17 protein-coding genes are annotated in these 22,441 nt (G+C 37.9%); 7 read left to right on the top strand and 10 right to left on the bottom strand.

Going from position 1 to position 22,441, the window contains the following annotated elements; all coding sequences use genetic code 11:
* Positions 1-30 precede the first annotated feature (30 nt).
* Positions 31-1,971 carry a DNA topoisomerase (ATP-hydrolyzing) subunit B gene (gyrB, locus tag GUB10_RS05250; RefSeq protein WP_193710384.1) on the bottom strand — a complete coding sequence of 647 codons (1,941 nt, stop codon included), beginning with the start codon at positions 1,969-1,971 and terminating at the stop codon, positions 31-33.
* 751 nt (positions 1,972-2,722) lie between these two features.
* On the opposite strand from gyrB, the gene GUB10_RS05245 reads away from it, so the two are divergent.
* A complete protein-coding gene (locus tag GUB10_RS05245; protein ID WP_193710383.1) occupies positions 2,723-3,295 on the top strand; it encodes a DUF2911 domain-containing protein in 573 nt (190 codons plus the stop codon).
* Positions 3,296-3,575: 280 nt separating this feature from the next.
* Here the strand turns inward: GUB10_RS05245 and GUB10_RS05240 are convergent, their stop codons facing one another.
* The 5 genes from GUB10_RS05240 to GUB10_RS05220 form a co-directional block, all read right to left on the bottom strand.
* Positions 3,576-4,208, bottom strand: a complete 633-nt coding sequence (locus GUB10_RS05240) for a 7-carboxy-7-deazaguanine synthase QueE (protein WP_193710382.1) — start codon at positions 4,206-4,208, stop codon at positions 3,576-3,578.
* 58 nt (positions 4,209-4,266) lie between these two features.
* Positions 4,267-5,724, bottom strand: a complete 1,458-nt coding sequence (locus tag GUB10_RS05235) for a M14 metallopeptidase family protein (protein ID WP_193710381.1) — start codon at positions 5,722-5,724, stop codon at positions 4,267-4,269.
* A complete protein-coding gene (locus GUB10_RS05230) occupies positions 5,721-6,392 on the bottom strand; it encodes a peptidoglycan recognition family protein (RefSeq protein WP_193710380.1) in 672 nt (223 codons plus the stop codon). Before GUB10_RS05230 ends, GUB10_RS05235 begins: the two co-directional genes overlap by 4 nt.
* 140 nt (positions 6,393-6,532) lie before the next feature.
* Positions 6,533-7,945 carry a SusD/RagB family nutrient-binding outer membrane lipoprotein gene (locus GUB10_RS05225; protein ID WP_193710379.1) on the bottom strand — a complete coding sequence of 471 codons (1,413 nt, stop codon included), beginning with the start codon at positions 7,943-7,945 and terminating at the stop codon, positions 6,533-6,535.
* Between the two features lie 17 nt (positions 7,946-7,962).
* The gene (locus GUB10_RS05220; protein WP_193710378.1) at positions 7,963-11,049 is read right to left on the bottom strand and encodes a SusC/RagA family TonB-linked outer membrane protein; all 3,087 of its coding nucleotides are present in this window, start codon (positions 11,047-11,049) and stop codon (positions 7,963-7,965) included.
* Between the two features lie 163 nt (positions 11,050-11,212).
* Between GUB10_RS05220 and dacB the strand changes: the two genes are divergently transcribed.
* The 6 genes from dacB (at position 11,213) to GUB10_RS05190 (ending at position 16,724) form a co-directional block, all read left to right on the top strand.
* The gene (gene dacB / locus GUB10_RS05215; protein WP_193710377.1) at positions 11,213-12,550 is read left to right on the top strand and encodes a D-alanyl-D-alanine carboxypeptidase/D-alanyl-D-alanine-endopeptidase; all 1,338 of its coding nucleotides are present in this window, start codon (positions 11,213-11,215) and stop codon (positions 12,548-12,550) included.
* 24 nt (positions 12,551-12,574) lie between these two features.
* Positions 12,575-13,627 carry an LD-carboxypeptidase gene (locus GUB10_RS05210; protein ID WP_193710376.1) on the top strand — a complete coding sequence of 351 codons (1,053 nt, stop codon included), beginning with the start codon at positions 12,575-12,577 and terminating at the stop codon, positions 13,625-13,627.
* Between the two features lie 76 nt (positions 13,628-13,703).
* On the top strand, positions 13,704-15,233 hold the full coding sequence (locus GUB10_RS05205; RefSeq protein WP_370591072.1) for a helicase HerA-like domain-containing protein: 1,530 nt from the start codon (positions 13,704-13,706) through the stop codon (positions 15,231-15,233).
* Between the two features lie 24 nt (positions 15,234-15,257).
* Positions 15,258-15,815, top strand: a complete 558-nt coding sequence (locus tag GUB10_RS05200; protein WP_193710375.1) for a hypothetical protein — start codon at positions 15,258-15,260, stop codon at positions 15,813-15,815.
* A 10-nt stretch (positions 15,816-15,825) separates the two neighbouring features.
* The gene (locus tag GUB10_RS05195) at positions 15,826-16,431 is read left to right on the top strand and encodes an inorganic diphosphatase (RefSeq protein WP_193710374.1); all 606 of its coding nucleotides are present in this window, start codon (positions 15,826-15,828) and stop codon (positions 16,429-16,431) included.
* An 89-nt stretch (positions 16,432-16,520) separates the two neighbouring features.
* Positions 16,521-16,724, top strand: coding sequence for a hypothetical protein (locus GUB10_RS05190; protein ID WP_193710373.1), 204 nt, complete (start codon positions 16,521-16,523; stop codon positions 16,722-16,724).
* Positions 16,725-16,838: 114 nt separating this feature from the next.
* On the opposite strand, the gene ftsZ is transcribed toward GUB10_RS05190, so the two are convergent.
* From ftsZ to murC, 4 genes are all read right to left on the bottom strand, one after another.
* Positions 16,839-18,878, bottom strand: a complete 2,040-nt coding sequence (gene ftsZ / locus GUB10_RS05185) for a cell division protein FtsZ (protein ID WP_193710372.1) — start codon at positions 18,876-18,878, stop codon at positions 16,839-16,841.
* 121 nt (positions 18,879-18,999) lie between these two features.
* Positions 19,000-20,367 (bottom strand): cell division protein FtsA, encoded by a 1,368-nt coding sequence (gene ftsA / locus GUB10_RS05180; protein ID WP_193710371.1) that lies wholly within the window; start codon positions 20,365-20,367, stop codon positions 19,000-19,002.
* Positions 20,368-20,370: 3 nt separating this feature from the next.
* Positions 20,371-21,087 carry a cell division protein FtsQ/DivIB gene (locus GUB10_RS05175; RefSeq protein ID WP_193710370.1) on the bottom strand — a complete coding sequence of 239 codons (717 nt, stop codon included), beginning with the start codon at positions 21,085-21,087 and terminating at the stop codon, positions 20,371-20,373.
* Positions 21,077-22,432 (bottom strand): UDP-N-acetylmuramate--L-alanine ligase, encoded by a 1,356-nt coding sequence (gene murC, locus GUB10_RS05170; RefSeq protein ID WP_193710369.1) that lies wholly within the window; start codon positions 22,430-22,432, stop codon positions 21,077-21,079. The genes GUB10_RS05175 and murC overlap by 11 nt, the downstream gene beginning before the upstream one ends.
* Positions 22,433-22,441: the final 9 nt, after the last annotated feature.

Raw genomic sequence — 22,441 nt, 5'->3', positions numbered from 1 at the left:
ACGGGTTTTATTTTCTAGAGTTATGCGGTTCTATGCATCAATATTGGCATATTTCGCATTTTTCTCTATAAATTCACGTCTTGGTGGCACCTCATCTCCCATTAACATAGAGAAAATCCTATCGGCCTCGCTACTATTATCTATAGTCACCTGTCTCAACTTTCTTCTTTCAGGGTCCATGGTAGTATCCCAAAGTTGTTCGGCATTCATCTCCCCAAGACCTTTATAACGCTGAATCTGAACTCCACCGCTGTAGCTTTCAGCAATTTCATCACGCTCTTCTTCGCTCCAGGCATAACGCTTTTTGCTTCCTTTTTTAACTAAATATAAAGGCGGGGTTGCTATATAAATATTTCCTCCTTCTATCAACTCTTTCATATACCTAAAAAAGAAAGTTAAGATTAAAGTCTCAATGTGGCTACCATCTACATCGGCATCACACATAATTACTACTTTATGATATCTTAATTTTTCAGTATTTAGAGCTTTACTATCTTCTTCGGTACCTATGGTAACCCCAAGAGCGGTATATATATTTTTTATCTCTTCGTTATCAAAAACACGATGCGTCATCGCTTTTTCAACATTCAGGATTTTACCCCTTAACGGAAGAATTGCCTGAAACCTACGATCTCTCCCTTGCTTGGCAGTACCCCCTGCAGAGTCACCCTCCACAAGAAACACTTCGCTTTGCGTAGGGTCCTGTTCTGAACAATCTGATAATTTCCCGGGCAAACCACCAATACTCATGGCAGTTTTACGCTGCACCATATCACGGGCTTTTTTAGCCGCATTCCTGGCTTGAGCAGCAAGAATCACCTTTTGAATAATGGTTTTCGCATCATTAGGGTTTTCTTCAAGGTAATTTTCAAGCATTTCCGAAACCGCCTGTGAAACCGCCGAAGTCACTTCCCTGTTTCCCAGTTTAGTTTTGGTCTGCCCTTCAAATTGAGGCTCGGCTACTTTTACCGAAATAATTGCTGTTAAGCCTTCACGGAAATCGTCTCCTACAATTTCAAACTTTAGCTTATCGAGCATTCCCGATGCATCGGCATATTTTTTAAGGGTAGTAGTTAATCCCCTTCTAAATCCAGACAAATGAGTTCCACCCTCATGGGTGTTAATATTATTCACATAAGAATGTAAGTTCTCGTTAAACGAGGTGTTATAAACCATCGCAACCTCAACCGGAATATCATTCTTCTCACCTTCCATAGAGATCACCTCAGCAATAATAGGCTCACGGTTACCATCCAGGAATTTTATAAACTCTTTTAGCCCTTCTTCAGAATAAAATCTTTCAGAAAGGAACTCCCCTTTTTCATCAACCTCGCGTTTATCGGTAAGTATAATTTCAATTCCTTTGTTCAAATAAGCCAACTCGCGCATTCTGCTAGACAAGGTTTCGTAGCTATATTCTACGCTTTGCTGAAAAATACTGGGGTCTGGCTTAAAAGTGATAACCGTTCCGTTAAGTTCGGTTTCACCAACAGGTTTTACGGGATAAAGTGGCTTACCAATTTCATATTCCTGCTCCCATATTTGCCCATCCCTGTAAACTGTGGCTTTAAGAGCTGTAGAGAGTGCGTTTACACAACTTACACCAACCCCGTGCAAACCACCGGAAACTTTATAAGAATCTTTATCGAATTTACCTCCTGCACCAATTTTGGTCATTACTACCTGCAAAGCAGAAACACCTTCTTTTTTATGAAGGTCTATAGGAATTCCCCTTCCGTTATCTTCGGTAGTGACTGAACCATCTTCGTTTATGGTTACTTTTATCTTATCACAATGGCCGGCCATAGCCTCATCTATAGAGTTATCTACAACCTCATATACCAAATGATGCAAACCGCGTATACCAGTATCACCAATATACATAGAAGGGCGCAAGCGTACGTGCTCCATACCTTCAAGAGCCTGAATACTATCGGCCGAATAATTCTGTTTTTTGGCTTCCTCGCTCATATATCTCGCTAATTAAATTCGTCTATTTTGAATAACGAACAAATATAACAAAACCCATATTTTAAATGATACCACTAAGTCTTAGACCGCTTTAAGTTATTAACAATTTGTGTAAAAAAAAGCCCAAAACACAGCTAATTCGATGCTGTATTTCAGGCATAACAAACCACACGATTGTTTACTTTAAACTTAGGCTAATTATTCAAGTTCTTTTTTTTCATTTATAGCTATTCAAAAAGTGTAGCTACTTCCACCTTATTACAAACTGCCTGGTATTTAAGGCTGCATCCTTTTATCCTTGCCGCTCTTTCACCCGGCACTTTTATTCAAGCGCTCTTTAGTGTCGTAAAAACATCATCCATACCTTAATAAGGTTTTTTACAACATAATATACCCCTTCCAATACATACACTCCATTTTTACCTGAATTACAACGGAACATTACCTCAGGAAGCCTACTATTTTTTTCTTACGAAAACAGCTTCACTACCACTAGATTTCTATCTAAGATTTAGATTTATAATATATTACAAACATGCACTCTATATTACATTTAACAAATACTTACACATCATCCAGTTAAAATGAGAAACACGTAAGGGCTAATTAAAAACTGAAAGTAAGTAAACAATCATTAAAACACTTACATCTCTTACATATGTAAATATCCCGTATTTTAACAGCAACTAAATAAATTTTTAACACCTTAGTAGCTAAGAGTAGATTATCTTTAACATTAAAAATTAACGCAATGAGAAAAATACTTTTTACAGCCGTATGTTTAATAGGATTAATTGGTTTCCAGGATGTACAGGCTCAGGAAACGCAGCTGTCTGGCCAGCCTAACTTTCCTAAATTAGACACCAGCCCCCTTGATATGATTTTGCACCGTAATCAAAAAGACGAGGTGCTTATGAGGGTAATTTACAGCCGACCTCAAATGCGGGATCGGGAAATTTTTGGGAAACTGGTTCCTTATGGGGAAGTATGGAGAACCGGAGCAAACGAAGCTACCGAAATCACTTTTTATAAAGATATGAGCATTGGTGGCGAAACCGTAAAAGCAGGCACCTATACGCTTTACACTATTCCAAATGAAAAACATTGGACTATCATCTTAAATAAATCTATTCACACCTGGGGTGCCTACGAATATACCGATGAACAAGATTACGTAAGAATTAAAGTACCAGTTAGAAATGCGAGTCATAATATCGAGAATTTCTCTATGGCAATAGAGCAAAAAGAAGATGAAGCAGGATCTAACCTCTTAATGGGTTGGGCAGATAAGTTTGTAAAAATACCTTTTTCACCTGCAGGTTAGTAGACTATCTCGGAGCAAGCCTCGGGTATTACATCCCTTTGCTGTGCCAATAAAAATTTGAATGATAAAAAAGCTGTTTCTACCAGAATCAGCTTTTTTTTTATAAGGTATTGAGATATTTAGGATGTGCTGATGCAAAAATTATTAGACAAAGCCTTATCCTGAACCTGCCCATATTTTCTGGCCGATTTATTTCAGGATCTAATAAGATATATCAGCAGGAAACTAGAAGCTGAAACCAGTTCAGCTTAATTACTTCCACTTAATATTCCATTTATTTTTATGGAATATTAAGATACTTATGGGTTTGAAGGGAAACTTTCCATTTCGGATTTTTCATGACGAAATCTACTATTAGGGGCATCATTTTTTCCCTGTTGCTCCATTCGGGCTGTAGGTAAAGTATGCAGTTTTCACTAACTTTTGCTGCCTGTTCTTCTGCAAACTTAAAATCGTGCTTATTAAAGATAATCACTTTTAACTCGTGAGCCAACGGATAAATTTCTTCAGTAGGTAATTTTATTTTTTTGGGTGATAAGCAAATCCAATCCCATTCCCCTGTTAATTTATAGGCTCCAGAGGTTTCAATATGAACATCGCAACCTTTAGCTTTTAAAGCACCGGTAAGCCTAGTCATATCCCAGGTTAGTGGTTCTCCTCCGGTAATCACTATAGTTTTACTATTGGCCACAGCCTTTTCTACTATTTCACCAATATGGGTTGGTGGATGAATAGCCGGGTCCCAACTCTCTTTTACATCACACCAATGGCATCCTACATCGCAACCGCCAATTCTTATAAAATATGCCGCGGTTCCTTTATGAAATCCTTCTCCCTGGATGGTATAAAACTCCTCCATTAACGGAAGCATTATGCCATCATCTACCAATGCCTTTGTCTCTTCTGTAATCATAGCCTGCAAAGATACGTAATCTTCTTTTTTTAAGCTGTACCACAGGCATAATTCCTTCTTAATCTATAATAAGTGCATTTGGCACCTCTACTTCCTCATTAGACAATACTACCAAAAACCCATTGATTACTGCATAATTCAATGCTCCCTCCTTTTCAAGAAAGAAATTAGGCTCTAAATTTTCCGGAACTTCAAAGTCTTCAGCAACAAGGTTAATTGGTAACTTAACAGCATTAGCTTCCGGTAATTCTTTTAAAGACACATAAGCATAGCCATCCTTCAGCATTTTAAAAATATCTTCTCTTTGAAGTTCTTCTATATTCTGAAAGCTCTCCGGGTAAATTTTTGCTTTAACTAACTTAAATCCTAAAGCATTTAAATTCCTATATCCGTAATGAGTAGAAAGATCACCCCGATCTGAAATATAGGCGTCGTAAAAATAATTTAGATTTTCATCCTGAATTTCATTCTGGTTAATCCCTAAATCGAGAATATAATCTTTTCCTAACAATTCATAAGTAAGTCCGGTAAGCTTTAAATCAAAAAGTTTCCGGTCATTATTAGGGATTTCTTCATATTTCGAAATATCAGCATTTTTATAATCTTCGTTGGCAATAGAAAATATAGCCGCAAGGATGGAAACAAAATTCAACTTTCTAATTTCCTGCTTTTCGGGATCGTTTGGGTAGCCACCAGATTCAATTAAAATAGTGCTTGTACCCCATTTTTGAATATTATCTCCAAAAGCACGCGGTTCAAAATCGTCGTTATACCTACCTACCTGGCCGGGCGCATATTCCTGTAGGATATTGTTCATTTGCACAATTATCCGCATTGCCGCAGCCCGCACCTCATTGATAGATTTTTCATAATCGTAGGCAGGAGCCAAATATGAAATAGTGGCGGGTTTTGGAGTTCTTTCAGCATTATAATAAGTGCTCTGGTCGTGAAGGTTAAATCCAAAATCGGCATCCAAACTATCCCGAACCCTTTTTAAGGCCTTACTTTCGGGCGATTGTAATCGCAAGGCATCCCTATTAATATCTACCCCCAATAAATTTCTACGCTGAAAACGTGCTGCGCCATCTGGATTCAACATAGGTAAAAAGTGGAGCTTTAGCTTTTTCAACATTTCTTCTTTTTCTGCTGAAAATGCTTCAGAATCTAAAAAATTAAGAATATCAAAAATTGCCATAGTAGCGGTAGATTCATCCCCGTGCATTTGGGACCACAGGAAAACATCTACATCTCCGCTTCCAACAGAAATTAACTGGAGTGGTCTTCCTTCTATAGATTCCCCGACTTTTACAACCTTAAACATTTCTTTCTGTTTAATCTCGTTGATTATGGGTTGAATTTGAGTTTGAGTAAAACGGCGTTTTTCAATAGATTTTTCTTTAAAAGCATCGTAAGAATTATATAAGCCTCTATACAATTCTTTTTCTTGTGCCAGGCTAGTTGAAAGGCTAAAAAATGCACCTATAAAAAATAAGAAACCAATTTTTTTAAAATTCATTTAAGCTTGTTTTTAGGAACAGGTTTAAATTTAAGACTTTTCGTTTCTTCCCGAAGTTTTTGCATAAATTCTTTTCCGGGATCGGTCTTTTGGGTTCTATAGGCATCATCTTTTTCCAGCCATAACGAGTGCCCCTGAAATTGCGGATATTCATAATGACCCAGCAAAAATTCTATAGGATATTTTTTATTTAAATAGTTCACTAAATCAATATTTGCCTGAAGCTGGGCTTTGGTAAGTGGAGTTTCTTTTGTTCCTCCTACATTTTCAATTCCAATTGCCGCATGGTTTAAGCCAATTACGTGCCTGGCCATAATTGTTTCGGGCATTAACCTATAAATTGTACCATCGCGGTCTACCAGAAAGTGCGCCGATACATTTAAAGCACCTGCTTTTTGAATATCTTCCCTGGCACCCGGTAACCTAACCGGATTAAAAGCCCTAAATGAACCTTCTAAATCTGGAATTGCCGTCCAGTGCAGCACAATCATTTTTGGAGTAATTTCAGGAATAGATTTTTCTAAGCCGTAGCGTTCTTTCAGGTAATCAAGACTAAGCTGTTTTCGTTCTTCATTAAAAATAATTGGACGATCTATGATATTATTAGCAACATCAGAGCTTTTGCAGCTTAAGAGTATAAGGCTGAAAATAAAAACTACATATCTCATTTTATAATATTTAAAACTGAAATCTCCCGGTACGACCGAGAGATTTCAAAATTAATGATTATCGTTTAAAGTCTATTCTCGTCAAGATGACGGTTTTAAAACCCTTTCAGACAGCTTCTTAAAATTAATGAAAGTGGTATTTATTCATCCCAGAAAATTTTATCGGTAAGACTAACATCGGGGACATTGCTTCCATTTCTACTTATTTCAGAATCGGGATAAGCCAATCTGGCTATAAACTCGCCATTAAGATCTGGATTTACATTTACGGGTAAATCAAAATCTTCATAAGCATAATCATATCTACGAGCATCCACCCAGGTTTCGGGATGTAAGAACATAGCTATCCATTTCTCTTTAAAGATGTCATCTATACTAAAAGCTGCCTCACCCATACTTACTGCCGGGTTATTGATATAGGCATCTATTTCGGCCGGTTCTACCCCAATTTTGGTCATATGAGCTCTAATACCGACTAAATAAGCCTGATAAGACCTACTTTTATCTATATTAAATGCTGCTTCGGCTTCGATAAATTTCTGTTCAGAATATGTAGCAATTAATATTGGGGACTGTTCACCGGTATAAAAGTCACCCGGCTCAAGTACAGACCTTGCACCTTGTTCAGGAGCATTTCCCCTACCGGCTCCATTTTCTACACCAATATACTCACCATCATCTGTAGCCCCAACCATGTAAGGCAGTCTTGGGTCCTGAACAGTATAAAGAGTTCCATCCATACTTTCTATAAATTGTTCAGAAATCCATCCTCCCAGGAGTAAATCGGCATTATCGATAGCTACCTGGGCCCAGGGATTAAATTCTTCCGGAAAATATTCTACCTGAGCATCGTCTTCGTTAGATTCCATTCCTTCATCTAAAGCCGCAAGTACAGCAGCAGGATCGTAGGAGCCTGTTTCACTGTAATGATTGAGATATCTTGCTTTTAACATATTGCCCAATTTTATCCATTTATCGATATTCCCTTCATAAATAAAATCGTCTTCTCCTACCGAAATCTCGGTGGGATTAGATAGATTTCCAAGGCCCTGATCTAACAATGTTAAAACTTCCTGGTATAATTGACTATCATCGTCATAAGAAGGTGTAATGGTTTGGAAATTTAGTCCTTCGCTATAAGGAATACTTCCCCAGGCATCTACCGTCATCCCAAGATTTAGGGCCATTAAAATTTGCCCTATTCCCTGATAATGATTGGCACCGGTCTCTGAAGCCTGATTTATTAAGTCACTTAAATCGGTCATTACATTATACATATTAGACCAGGTACTGCTATAACTTACCGGGTCCATAACATCAGAAGCACTGGCAGGGTTAGGTGAAGCCAGGTGTTGCACATAGTTGGTAGTAATATTTCCCATTCTAAATGTATTCTGGGCCGTTTCAAAAGTGGAATTTACCGTTAAGGCAGAAATTGGTGCTTCTGTGGGGTTATTGGGATCGTCGTTAATATCCAGGTAATCTTCGCAAGACGAAAACATAAATAATCCGGATATAACAAGATATGTGTATTTATTCTTTAGAAAATTCATATTCGTTATCTTTTAAATTATAGTCCTAAATTAAGCGTGAAAAAAAAGCTTTGTACTCCGGGGTAACCCAAGCCGGTAAAACCAACTGCATTTCCGCCGGCACCGGCACTAAAAGATTCGGGGTCAAAACCATCCCAGGGAGTATATAGAATAATATTATTTGCTGCCACCGAAACCCGTGCAGAGTTAAATGGCAAAACTTTTAATATATTTTCCTGGAAATTATAACCAAGTGAAATATTTCTCAACTTTATAAACGAAGCGTCGTGTACAAAATTTTCACTTACGGTTCTATAGGTGTTTCTATAGAAGCCGGCACCGTAATCCCTACCATCGGGGCCTTCGCCCTGGCCTAACCACACTTCCTGGGTATTTGGAGAACCATCTGCCAGCACCCCGTTAAAAACCCGTGTATCATTTCTTGCAAGGGTATATTCAGCAATTCCAAAAGCTGCAAAGAAATTATCGTATTGGCTATATTGCTCCAATCCGGTTCTAAAATCTATAAGAAAAGATAAATCGAAGCCTTTGTAAGAAAAATCATTTTTAAGGCCACCAATCCATTTAGGGGTTGTATTTCCTAAAACAAGCTGCGCGCCATTTCTAACCGGGAAACCATTTTCTCCAATTACAATTGGCAAGCCTTCATTTAGAAAGATGCTATTTTCATCTGCACCAAACCTCTCATAACTACTACCAAAGATATTTCCATAAGCTTCTCCTTCAATAAGCTTCATAGTCACCCTACTTCCGGCATATCCAAATTGGCTTCCCACTACAATTTCATCTATTCCTTCCCTAATATTCACCACTTCATTTTTGTTATAAGCGGCATTTAAAGAAACATCCCAGGTAAAATCTTCGGTTCTCACCGGAGTACCCCTTACAATAAACTCAACACCTTTGTTTTCAATCTCACCTGCATTGGTAACAAAAGTCGAAAAACCTACACTTTCTGAAACCGGAACCGGAATAATTTGGTCTTTACTATTAGACTTATACCAGGTAAAATCTATTCCCAAACGATTTTCAAAAAGCCTAAGATCTGTACCAAACTCAATAGAAGTGGTTTCTTCCGGCTTTAACAACGGATCTCCAAACCTACTAAACCTAGTAAAACCAACCTGGCCATTTAAGGGGTAAACGTCTGGAGAAGTATAGGTTTGCCCAATTAAATAGGGATCTGTATCCTTTCCTACCTGTGCCCAGGAAGCCCTTAATTTTCCGAAGTTTAAAAATTCTGGTGTCTCAATAACTTCACTAAAAACCCAGCCTACATTAACCGATGGGTAGAAAAATGAATTATTACCAATTGGAAGTGTTGAAGTCCAGTCGTTTCTTGCAGTTATGTTTAAAAATAACATATCGTCATAACTCAACATCAAATCGCCATATAATCCTACCAATCTTTTTTTACGTTTATCCTGTGAATTTGAAATTTGACTCGTATAACTCAAGTCGTAAAATTGAGGAATCACGAAATCGGTTCCAGAGGCATCAAATCGCTCATAATTCCGTTCAAAAACATCGTTTCCTACCCTTAAAGTACTTCCAAATTTTTCGTTCCAATCTTTAGTGATGGTTATAAAAAAGTTTGAGTTAATATCCCTGCTTTCAATACTTGTTTCTGAAATAGAACCGGTACTACTCAAGGGTACTTCGCCATCTATCCCTAGTGGACCGGGAGTAATCTCGGTTCTACTCTCACTATAATAATCTGTTCCAATTAGGTAATTAATATCCAACCATTCAAAAGGGCTATAAGTAAATTTAAAATTACCAATCGTTCTATTAACCTCATCCTCAAAAGTACTAAAGCGGGCATCGTATAGCGGATTGGTGTTACCATAAGTTTTCATGGTGCCATCGGGGTTTATATAATCGGTTACATCATGATTTGGTGCCCAATACATCATTCGCTCCATAAACCTATCATGTGGCACACGATTCCCACCCGAAATAGTGTAACTTAAATTTCCGGCGAAGGTAAATTTATCGCTAAATTTCACCTGTCCATTTAATCTGGCCGAGGTCCTATTCCAATCACTAAAAGGCATTATCCCTTCATGACTTAAATTACCCAGAGAACCGTAGAAGGTAGCTTTTTCATTTCCTCCAGAAATACTTAAAGAATTATCTATTTGCACACCTGTATCAAATGCATCGCGCCAAATATCATAGAATTTAACATCTGGATCTATAGAATTAATCTCTGCCATTGAAGGTCCCCAATTAGGCCAAAAAGAATCTGGATTATACTCCCCTGAGAATCCCTGCCCATAAACTTCCTGAAACTTGGGATATCTATTAATATCTTCAAAACCAACCGAACTATTAAGGTTAATCCTAACCTGCCCCTCTTTACCTTTTTTTGTAGTAATAATAACAGCTCCATTGGCAGCCCTAACTCCATATAAAGCGGTTGCTGCAGCTCCCTTTAATACGTTCAAAGATTCAATATCATTAGGGTTAATATCTGCAGCCCTGTTTGTGAGTCCTCGAGGGGTACCATCAGATTCAGTAGTAGAATTATCTATTGGCACTCCATCTACTACAAATAAAGGTTGATTGTCTGCATCGGGGTCTAAAGAGTTCACACCTCTTATAATAATTCTGGCACTTTGACCGGGAGCTCCACCAGAATTAGTGATTTGCACCCCTGCAGCCTGCCCCTGTAAAGCACTTACTACATTTTGTTGTTTAGTTTTGGTAATTTCCTCTGCATTCACTTCCTGCACGGCATAACCCAGAGCTTTCTTTTCCTGTTCTATCCCAAAGGAAGTAACCACTACTTCGTCCAAGCCTTCAAGATTCTCGGCAAGAGCTATATTAATTAGATTCCTTCCATTCACCGCCTGTTCCTGCTTTAAAAAACCCAAAGAAGAAAACACTAAAATTGCATCTTCTTCTACCTGAACAGCGTATTTACCTTCCATATCGGTAACCGTACCCTCATTTGTTCCTTTTACCAAAACATTCACTCCTGGTAAAGGCATTCCGTCTTTGGCTGCAGTAACCTTACCGGTTACTTCCAGCTGCTGAGCATAAATTCCGGAAAATTGGAAAAACGCCAGCAATACCATAATTGTAATTTTGTTTCTCATTACTTTTGTGTTAAAGTTTTCCGAATAATCAACTAAATATACCCAACTTATCTCAAACCATAAGGATATAAAAGCCTAAAAATCAAACTTTCATCAACTTTTTAATTATATAACTTTGCACTTTTATTTTTAAAACAACTAATTCAATTAAAAGTTTCACTCCATGCGATATACTCTTCTCCCCACTAAAACTACTCTTAAAAGTCTTAGCTTTTTACTGCTTACTCTATTGCTTGGCTCTTGCTCATCATCAAAAAAAATAAGTAAGCCCTTAGATAAAATATTTAAGGAGTCTGCAGTTTTTGAAAAAGCCTTTGTGGGCTTCATGGTGATTGATCCTAAAAAAGACAAAACGCTCTATAGCTATAATCCAAATAAATATTTTACACCTGCCTCTAACACCAAGCTATTTACTTTTTATGCAGGACTAAAAATTTTAGATGATTCTATTCCCGCACTTCAATATCGGGTTTTAGGCGACAGCCTTTATTTTAAAGCAACCGGAGATCCTTCATTTTTAAATGAAAGCTTACCAAAATCAGACGTTTTAGATTTTTTGAAAAGCACTTCAGAGAATCTGGCCTATGTAGCCCCAATCTACACCGAAAAACACCAGGGTCGTGGCTGGGCCTGGGACGACTACAATTCCTATTATTCTGCCGAGATTACTCCATTTCCTATTTATGGAAACCTGGTAGGCTTTAAATTCCAAAATAATAAAGAGCTGCCTGTGGTTACACCAACAGTTTTTAAAGACTCGATTTTTAACTCTAAAGACAGTTTAATTTCGAGACGGGTAAAACGGGATTTACATAAAAATCGTTTTGTATTTAACAATCAAAAAAAAGATTCAGATTTTTCACAAGTTGTGCCTTTTAAATATTCACCAGAATTTCTAGTAAGCCTTTTAAGTGACACCCTTCAGAAACCGATTACATTTATTGAAGATTCAGCATTAAATAAAAAGCTTACAAATACCATCTATAGTATTCCGGCCGATAGCATTTATAAACGAATGCTAAAAGTGAGCGATAATTTTATTGCAGAACAAATTTTACTAATGGCGGCAAACAAAGTTTCAGATACCCTTAAAACCGAGATCGCCATAGATTATATGAAAGAGAATTTTTTAAAAGATTTACCCGACGAACCTATGTGGTATGATGGTTCTGGCCTTTCGCGCTATAATCTATTCACCCCACAAAGTATGGTAAAATTGCTTCAAAAAATTAAAAAAGAGGTTCCACAGAAAGAGTTATTAGATATGCTTCCTGCAGGTGGGCATTCGGGCACCATAAAAAACTACTATAAAGCAGATAAGCCTTATGTTTTCGCCAAAACCGGAACATTAAAAAACAACCACAGCCTTAGCGGATATTTAATAACCAAAAAAGGCAAATTATTAATTTTCAGTTTTATGAATAGCAATTATACAGTCCCTACTTCAGTTTTAAAAGCCGAAATGGAAAAGGTACTGCTACAAATTCGCGATAATTACTAACTTTAAACCTCTAAAATTATCCAGATGCAACGTAGAAAATTCATTCAAAATATAGGAATTGGAAGTTTGGCTTTTCCACTAACTAGTTTTACTGAAATTAATAAAATCGCTCCTATTAACAATTCGATAATAATTCCACAGGGATTAAAAAAAGGCGATACGGTTGGTGTAGTAAGCCCATCTAGTGCTATTTTTGAAACCGAACCTTACGAAATTGCGAAAGAAAACCTGGAAGCCATGGGTTTAAAAGTAAAATTTGGAGATTTTGTAAAAGGGCGTTACGGGCATTTGGCAGGGACCGATGAGGAACGTGCAGGAGAATTAAATGATATGTTTCGCAACGATACTATTAAGGCTATAATGGCACTTCGTGGAGGTTCTGGGGCAGCAAGAATCCTTGATAAATTAGATTATAAGGCAGTAAAAAATAATCCGAAAATCTTTATAGGTTATAGCGATATTACCGCCCTGCACCTGGCAATTTACCAAAAAACAGGACTGGTAACTTTTCACGGCCCCTTAGCAGTCTCTACCTGGAACTCCTTTAGTTTTGATTATTTTAAACGTTTGTTATTTGACAACGAAAAAATAACCTTTACCAATCCTACCGATAAAGGCGATAATCTTACACAAATTAAAAACAGGATAAGAACCATTAGAAAAGGGGAAGCTACAGGCCGATTAATTGGCGGAAACCTCGCTGTTCTCACAGGAATTATGGGATCGGAATATTTTCCAACAAACTGGGATGGCAATATCCTATACTTAGAAGATGTAGGTGAACAAATTTATGCCGTAGATAGAATGATGAGCCAGTTGCAATTAGGAGGGGTACTGGACAAAATTAGCGGATTTGTCTTTGGAAAATGCACCAATTGTAAGCCTGGTGGCTCAGGTTATGGCTCGCTAACCATGGAAGAAGTTATAGATCATTATATAAAGCCACTAAATATCCCGGCTTTTTCAGGCGCAATGATTGGCCATATAGATGACAATGTTACCATTCCTAACGGACTGAAAGCGAAGATAAATGCAACAAAAGGGAGCATTGAGCTTCTGGAAAATGCCGTTAAATAATAATTTTCTAAAAAGTAAATGTGTTTAAAACCGGAAATTATAAGCAACAATTCTTATTTTTAAGAAATTTTGAAAGGTGGATAAAACAACAGAATTTGTAGAGTATATAAGTCAGGCTTACAATCCTAAAGGCGACTATATTTATTTGGGAGCCGCTATGTTAAATGGAAAAACTTTTGCCGATGCTGCGGTAAAAATTCCCTTAAAAACAATGAACCGCCACGGACTTATAGCAGGAGCTACCGGAACGGGAAAGACCAAAACCCTGCAAATTCTCGCTGAGAATCTTTCTCAAAAGGGCGTTCCGGTTTTGCTAATGGACGTTAAGGGAGACCTAAGCGGTATTGCAAAACCATCAGCCGGGGAAGATTTTCTATATGAACGCCATAAGAAACTTGATTTTCCTTTTAAAGCTTCTAAAGCACCAGTAGAATTCCTTAGCATTTCAGAGCAAGATGGGGTTCGTTTAAGAGCCACAGTAAGCGAATTTGGGCCCGTTTTATTATCTCGTATTTTAGATGTCACTCCTACCCAGGAAGGTATTTTAGCCATTATTTTTAAATATTGCGACGACCATCATCTACCACTATTGGATCTTAAAGATCTAAAGAAAATGCTTCAGTATATTACTGATGAGGGCAGAGAATCTATAGAGAATGAATACGGAAGAATTTCCAAAGCCTCAACGGGAGCTATTTTAAGAAAAATTGTAGCCCTGGAACAACAGGGGGCCGAACGCTTCTTTGGGGAACGCTCCTTTGAAGTAACCGACCTTACCAGAAAAGACGAAAATGGACATGGATATGTAAACATAATGAGGCTTACAGACATCCAGGATAAACCTAAGCTCTTTTCTACATTTATGCTTAGCTTATTGGCTGAAATCTATACCACTTTTCCCGAAGAAGGTGATAGGGAGAAACCTAAACTAGTCTTATTCATAGATGAAGCCCACCTTATTTTTAAAGAAGCTTCAGATGCTTTATTAGATCAAATAGAAAGTATAGTAAAGTTAATTAGATCTAAAGGAGTTGGGCTTTATTTTGTAACCCAAAACCCCACCGATGTCCCTTCAGAAGTATTGGGGCAATTGGGATTAAAAATTCAGCATGCACTTAGGGCATTTACGGCAAAAGATAGAAAAGCAATAAAATTATCGGCTGAAAATTATCCTATTTCCAAATATTACGATACCAAAAATGAGCTTACTGCGTTAGGAATTGGAGAAGCTTTAGTTTCTGCTTTAGATGAAAAAGGAAGACCTTTGGCACTTGCAGCAACCATGCTAAGAGCACCAATGAGCAGAATGGACATTCTTACCAATAACGAACTTAAAGAGCTCATTTTACAATCTGAATTAAGAACAAAATATAACGAAGAAATTGATCGGGAAAGCGCCTATGAACTTCTAAATAAAAAAATTGAAGAAGCTAAAGCTAAAGAGGCCAAAGAAAAAGCCGAAATTGAAGCTTTAGAACGAAAAAAGGCAATTAACCGCACTAACAATCGAAACTCTGGAAAAACCCAGGGCGCAATCATTAAAGTACTTACCAGTGCTACTTTTATTAGGGGCGTAATGGGAGTACTCAATAAGTTATTAAAATAATATCATCAACATTCAATCTAAGAAATGAAAAAATCTTTGCTACTTATTCTGGGACTTGCTTTAGGATTAACTTCCTGCCAAAAAGACGAAGACAATCCTTTTTTAATTACCGCCAATCAGGTTGGCCCTGTACACCGGGATATTAAAATCAATAAATTAGACTCTTTATTCGCAGAAGATTCCCTGGTAAAACAAAAGAGTGGGGCTAGGGAGTTTCGTGCGGTTAACGAGATTAAGGTCTTCGAAAAAGGAGGAAAACCTTTAATGGTCTTAGAACCGCTTCAGGAGTTTGACTCTACCAGCACCATTGGTTATATACGTGTTTTAGACGCCCGTTATAAGACCAAAACAGGTTTAAACACCCAAAGTACATTTAAAGACATTGTGGAAGATTATAATATTTCAAGAATAGAGAATACCCTTAACGCGGCAGTGGTTTTTCTGGATGAAATAAACGCCTATATTACAATAGACAAAAAAGAGCTTCCGGCAGATTTAAGATATGATACAGATTCTAAAATTAGAGCTTCGCAAATTCCCGATGATGCTAAAATTAAATATTTTATGATCTATTGGGATTAAATTGCCAGGTATGGGAAGATTTTCAAGCCTTTTAATTTTTAGTGTTCTTCTATTTCTTTCTGCCTGTAAAACTTCCAAAGATTTTAGTGGCTTACAAGCCAGTATGGAAAAAGGAATTTACCGTGCAGTAATTGAAATTCCTGCGGGCACCAATAAAAAGATTGAATACGATAAAAATCAAAAAAAGTTTGTAATAGACCAGAGGGACGGCAAAGACCGAATTATAAATTTTCTTCCCTACCCCGGGAATTACGGTTTTATTCCCTCTACATATTCCAACCCTAAATTAGGTGGTGATGGCGATGCCGTAGATGTATTGGTGTTGGGTGAAAGTATAACAACCGGCAGCCTAATAGAGGTTACCCCCATAGCTATTTTGAAATTAGTAGATGAAAAAGAGCTAGATTATAAAATAGTTGCCATTCCTGCTGAAGTAAACAAGCAAATTATAAAGACTAATAATTACCAGACTTTTATGGCCAAATACCCTGAAGTAATAAAAATCCTGGAGCTTTGGTTTGGTTACTACGATAAAGCACAGTCTATAGAAATTAAAGGCTGGGGTGATGAACAGGAAGCGATTTCTGAAATTGAAAAATGGCGTTTACACACCTAAACATGCACATTTTCTTTAAAAAATGTTAATCAATCTTTGATTTTCTATCATTTAGCTACCTTTATTTCACTAACCAAAATACTGTAGTTATGATTAAAATCTTAGGAATTGTTTTAACCGTTGGTGGTGCAATTGCCCTGGTGATGGGAATTCTTGGAATTTTTGGAAGCCTCGCCCTATCATTAAGCCCGTGGGCATTGGCCATTATTGGTTTTATTTTCTTTATATCGGGTATTTCCCTTATTAAAAGAAGAAAAGACACCGAAGATATTGAAGCAGAACAGAAATCTTAATTTATCTTGTAGCAAACCTACAAGGCTTTAAAAGCTAGATTAGCGAGCAACAAAAAAGGTGCCCATTGCAAGGCACCTTTTTTTATGAACAGTAATATAAAATAAAGATTGGTGTTAGTCTACATTATCGTGTAAAAACGAGTTGTTTCTCCTAAAATAAAGATCGTCGTTATCGTTTTGGCCCAGGCTGGTCCTTGATAGCTTTCCTTCTCCTCTATCGCTTTTATCTAAATCTATTCCCTGTCTTTTATAGGCAGGTTGCTTTTCAATTTCTTCAATTTGAGCCGCATTATTTCTAAACTTATAATTAAACTCCTTCATTTTAGCCCTACGCTCGGCTGCACGTTCTATAAGCACCTCAGAAATAGGGTTATTAAAAGGGTCTTCCTCTCCTTCACTTTCTTCGGGGTTTTGAGGCTCTGGCTTTAAGGTTTTCTTTTCAAAAGCAATAGTCTCATCTTTTGGTTCTTTTCTCTTTTCGGCTCTGGGTTTTGAATTATCCAAAGATTGCTCAAAATCCATATAATCGTCAAGGCTATAACGCTTAACTCCACGAGTAGAACTCTCGGTTACAGGAACAACTTCTACAGGCTCGTTCACCTCTATATTCTTAGGCTCGTCATCTTCCAATTGATGCCTAATTTCCTGCCTTTTTTCCTGTTTTGGTTGTTGTGGCTGTTGTTGTTGCTGTGCCTGTTGCTCTGGTTGCTCGTTTTTTGGTTCTTCTTTCTTCTCCTGGTTTATAGGAAAATCGAACGTGAACATAAATTGATCTTCACTTTCAGTTTGAACTTCTTCGGGCTCATTTACATCCATCTCCTTTACTTCTTCTGAAGTATCGTTGATAATAAAATCGTTAGGATTTACTTCTTCATAAGAAACTTCCATATTTCTAGCAGAAGGTGGCGTTTGCAACAATTCGTCACGTTTATCCTTAATATTGCCTAATTCATCTACTTCTTCTACACTATCATCTAAAGTATGAACAATAGGCTTCTCTGGCTCCTGTACTTTTGCCGCTTTTGGTTCTTCTGGAGCAGCTGCCTCTGGCTTCTGATTTAATTCTGGGTAAGAACGTGTTTTCTTCGGATTTAAATTCTGTTCCGCTTTTTGATCGTCCTCCAGGGTATGGATTATTTTTTTAGTCTCGGTATTTACAATTTCATTTTGCTGTTCTACATTAAAACCGGTAGCAATAATGGTAACCGAGATCGCTTCGTCTAAAGCTTCATCTTCGCCAACCCCCATAATAATATTGGCGCTATGGCCTGCTTCAGCCTGAATATGGTCGTTTATTTCTCCTATCTCATCAATAGTAATCTCCTCAGAACCCGAAACAATTAGCAGTAATACGTTTTGGGCACCGGTAATTTTATTATCGTTCAATAACGGAGAGTCCAGGGCTTTGCTAATAGCATCCTGAGCCCTGGTAGCACCTGTAGCCTGGGCAGAACCCATTATGGCAGTACCACTATTACTCAATACCGTTTTAGCATCCCTAAGGTCAATATTTTGGGTATAGTGATGTGTAATAACCTCGGCTATACCTCTGGAAGCGGTTGCCAAAACCTCATCGGCTTTAGAGAAACCGGCTTTAAAACCAAGGTTTCCATAAACTTCCCGTAGCTTGTTATTATTAATTACTATTAAAGAATCTACATGGCTTCTTAAATTCTCTACACCAAGTTGCGCCTGTTCGTTTCTCATTTTCCCTTCAAATTGAAAAGGAATGGTCACGATTCCAACGGTGAGAATGCCCATGTCTTTCGCTTGTTTTGCAATAACAGGGGCAGCACCTGTACCGGTACCCCCGCCCATACCTGCGGTAATAAATACCATTTTGGTATTTACATCAAGCATTTGTTTAATTTCATCAAAACTTTCTACGGCTGCCTGTTCCCCAATATGTGGATTAGCCCCGGCTCCTAAACCTTCTGTTAGGCTAACACCTAATTGAATCTTATTAGGAACTGAGCTGTTCTCAAGGGCTTGCGCATCGGTGTTGCAAACCACAAAATCTACTCCTTTTATCCCTAACTGGAACATGTGGTTTATGGCATTGCTGCCTCCACCACCTACACCAATAACTTTAATGACGTTCGATTGATTCTTTGGCAAATCGAATGCAATGCTGTCGAATTCTGTACTGCTCATAAATTCTGTTTTACTGGTTCTATCTTTTACTCACTAAGTGAGATTTAATATGCTTCGACGCTTGTGCCGAAGTGTTTCTATAGTTATAATTACGCACTTTTTCAGCTTTCCTGAAAGTGCCTTACTCTGCGTTATCTAAAAAATCTTTAAACTTCTCTGCCCATTTATCAAATATGCTCTTTTTGGGCGCTCTTTTTGGAGCTTCAGGGTCTTGCCTCAAATCGCCACTTTGTGGTGGATTTTGATCAAAATCTTCCTGTAGTTCTGCTTCTTCTTTTTCTCTTTCTTCTTTGCTCTTTAGCACTACTTCTTCCTGAAATTTCTTTTCACCGTGTTCCAGGCTATTCATTACCAGGCCAACCGCGGTGGCGTAAACAGGACTGGTAGTTTCAGTATCGTTATTTCCTGCCAAATGTTCGTTTGGATAACCAATTCTGGTATCCATTCCGGTTATATATTCGGCGAGTTGCTTAATATGTTGCAGCTGCGCACCACCTCCGGTTAAAACCATTCCGGCTATTAATTTCTTCTTTTGTTCTTCGTGCCCGTAGTTTTTAATTTCGAGGTAAACCTGCTCAATAATCTCTACTACACGGGCATGAATTATTTTTGAAAGGTTCTTTAAGGTAATTTCCTTAGGTTCCCTTCCGCGTAATCCAGGAATAGAAACAATTTCGTTGTCTTTGTTTTCTCCCGGCCAGGCAGAGCCAAATTTAATTTTCAGCAATTCTGCCTGTTTCTCTATAATTGAACAGCCCTCTTTAATGTCTTCGGTAATCACATTTCCTCCAAAAGGAATTACCGCGGTATGTCTTATAATTCCATCTTTAAAAATTGCTAAATCGGTGGTTCCTCCACCAATATCTATCAGTGCAACCCCGGCTTCTTTTTCTTCCTGGCTTAATACAGCATTAGCTGAAGCTAATGGCTCTAAAGTAACTGCCGAAAGTTCTAGACCGGCACTTTTTACACATCTTCCTATATTTCTAATAGAAGAAACCTGCCCCACTACCACATGGAAATTAGCTTCAAGCCTCCCACCATACATTCCAATAGGTTCCTTTATTTCTGCCTGCCCATCTACTTTGAACTCCTGGGGCAACACATGAATAATTTCTTCTCCCGGCAACATCACCAGTTTGTGCACCTGGTTACAAAGGCTATGAATATCGTCATTATCAATAACCTCTTCCGGATTCGTCCTGGTTATGTAATCGCTATGCTGCAAGCTTCTTATATGCTGTCCTGCAATTCCTACTACAACGTCGCTAATTTTTAATCCGGAATCTGCTTCAGCTTCCTGAATAGCCTGTTGTATAGATTGGATGGTTTGAGTAATATTGTTTACCACCCCACGGTGCACCCCAAGGCTTTTGGATTTCCCAATGCCTACGATTTCTACTTTACCATATTCGTTCTTACGCCCAATCATAGCCACAATCTTTGTGGTCCCTATGTCTAATCCTACGGCTATGTCGTTGTATTCCATAATTTATTTTTTAGTGCAAACAACCTGATCTTCAAATTGTAAATTCACTCTTTTGTAGGTATCTAATTTCTCGTCTTGTATAGCTTTTTTATAAAATGCCTTAAAATTGTTGAATTTCAGTGCTATATTCTCGGCTTTGCCGAAATAAACCTTAAAGTCTAGTTTTCTCATTTGCAGCTCAAATTTATTACCGGACATACGCTTTATAGCGGTTACATGCTGCGTTAAAAAATCATCTTGTTGAATATAGGCTACCAACGGATATACTTTCTCTACAGCACCTGAATCTACACCTAACAGCAATGGAACCCGAGCTGAATAATATGGAGACAAAGGCATTTCACTTCCGTTTTCATCTAAATAATAGGTAGAATTTCCCACTATTCTTCCAATAGGTTTACGCTGAACTATCTTAGCTTGAAGTTTGCCGTCCAAACTAAGAAAAGCTTCAGCATTTTCTATCATATCATGATTGTTCAAAAGACGTTCTACCCTATTCAAATCTAAAGTTTCTTTATCTATGTCCGTCGCAGCTACATCATTTTGTATCAACAAGTTATTAACCGCTTCTTCAGTAACATAGAGGTTCTCTCCCCCTACAAATTGCACCTTTATTTCACTTATTTTTCTTGCATTATTACGCTTTTCGGCAAAGCTGAAAAGAAAAGCTACTAAAATCAGCAAAACAGGCAGTTTTATGTATCTAAGTTTATGCTTCATCTTGCAAGGCTTTTTTTACAGATTCCACTTCTTCTCCAATACTACCGGCGCCCATAAGCACCACAATTTCAGGCTTTGATCTTTTTATTTCTGCAATAATATTTTCTTTCTGAATTAACTTCTTTGAATTGCTATCTACCTTTTCCAGAAGCCAGCTGGAAGTAACCCCTTCAATTGGCAACTCCCTGGCCGGATAAATGTCCAATAGAAATAACTCATCAAACAAAGAGAGGCTTTTAGCAAAATCTTCTGCAAAATCTTTAGTTCTACTGAATAAATGTGGTTGAAAAACCGCCAGGACCTTCTTTCCCGGATGCATTTCCCGCACTGCCTGATTTACGGCAGCAATCTCTGCCGGATGGTGTGCATAATCGTCTATAAGCACCAGGCTATCTGATTTAATTTTATAAGAAAATCTACGTTTAACCCCCTTAAAACTATATAACGCCCCGGTTAGCCTGGGGATTGGGGATCCATACTGGATAGCCATTGCCAGGGCGGTTATAGCATTTAGCAAATTGTGTTTGCCGGGTAGATTAAACATAAAGTCTTTAATAACTTCGTTGGGAGTTTTTAAATCAAAATGATAGCTCCCATTTTTAATCTTTATATTTTGTGCCGAATAATCGGAATTATCTTCTACTCCAAAAGTTTTCCCCGCTATTGCCAATCCGTTTTTTACGAATAAAGTGCCATTTTCGGGAACCAGTTTAGCAAATTGCCTAAAGGTATCTTCCAATTCTTCTTTGCTACCATAAATATCCAAATGATCGGCATCCATAGCGGTTATGGCAGCAATATTTGGCGAAAGGTGAAGAAATGAACGATCAAATTCATCGGCTTCAACTACAACAACCTCATCTCCCTTAAGAATTAAATTACTTTGAATATCTTCACTAATACCGCCCAGAAACCCGGTAACTTTTGCCCCGGTTTCCTTAAGTAAATGACCTAAAATTGCAGTAGTAGTGGTTTTTCCATGAGTTCCCGCTACAGCCAAAGTTGTTTTTCCTTTTGAAATCAAACCAAGCAAAGCAGCCCTTTTCTTCAGTAGGAATTCATTTTCTTTGAAATAAACCAGTTGTTTATGTGCCGCAGGAACAGCCGGAGTATAAACCACCAGGGTATTTTCTTTGTTTTTAAATTCAACAGGGATAGCCTTTAAATCATCATCGTAAACCACAACAACATCTTCGGCTTCCATAGTTCTGGTTAGCGAAGTTGAAGTTTTATCATAACCGGCCACATTCTTACCAAGGAATTTAAAGTAACGTGCCAACGCACTCATCCCGATACCCCCGATACCGATAAAATAAATGTTCTGTATGTGGTTTAGAGCCTGCATTCTATTTTA

This window comes from Salegentibacter sp. BLCTC (assembly GCF_015143665.1).
Lineage (GTDB): Bacteria > Bacteroidota > Bacteroidia > Flavobacteriales > Flavobacteriaceae > Salegentibacter > Salegentibacter maritimus.
Note: the sequence above shows the minus strand (reverse complement) of the source record. Positions and strands in the feature narration are given on the sequence as shown.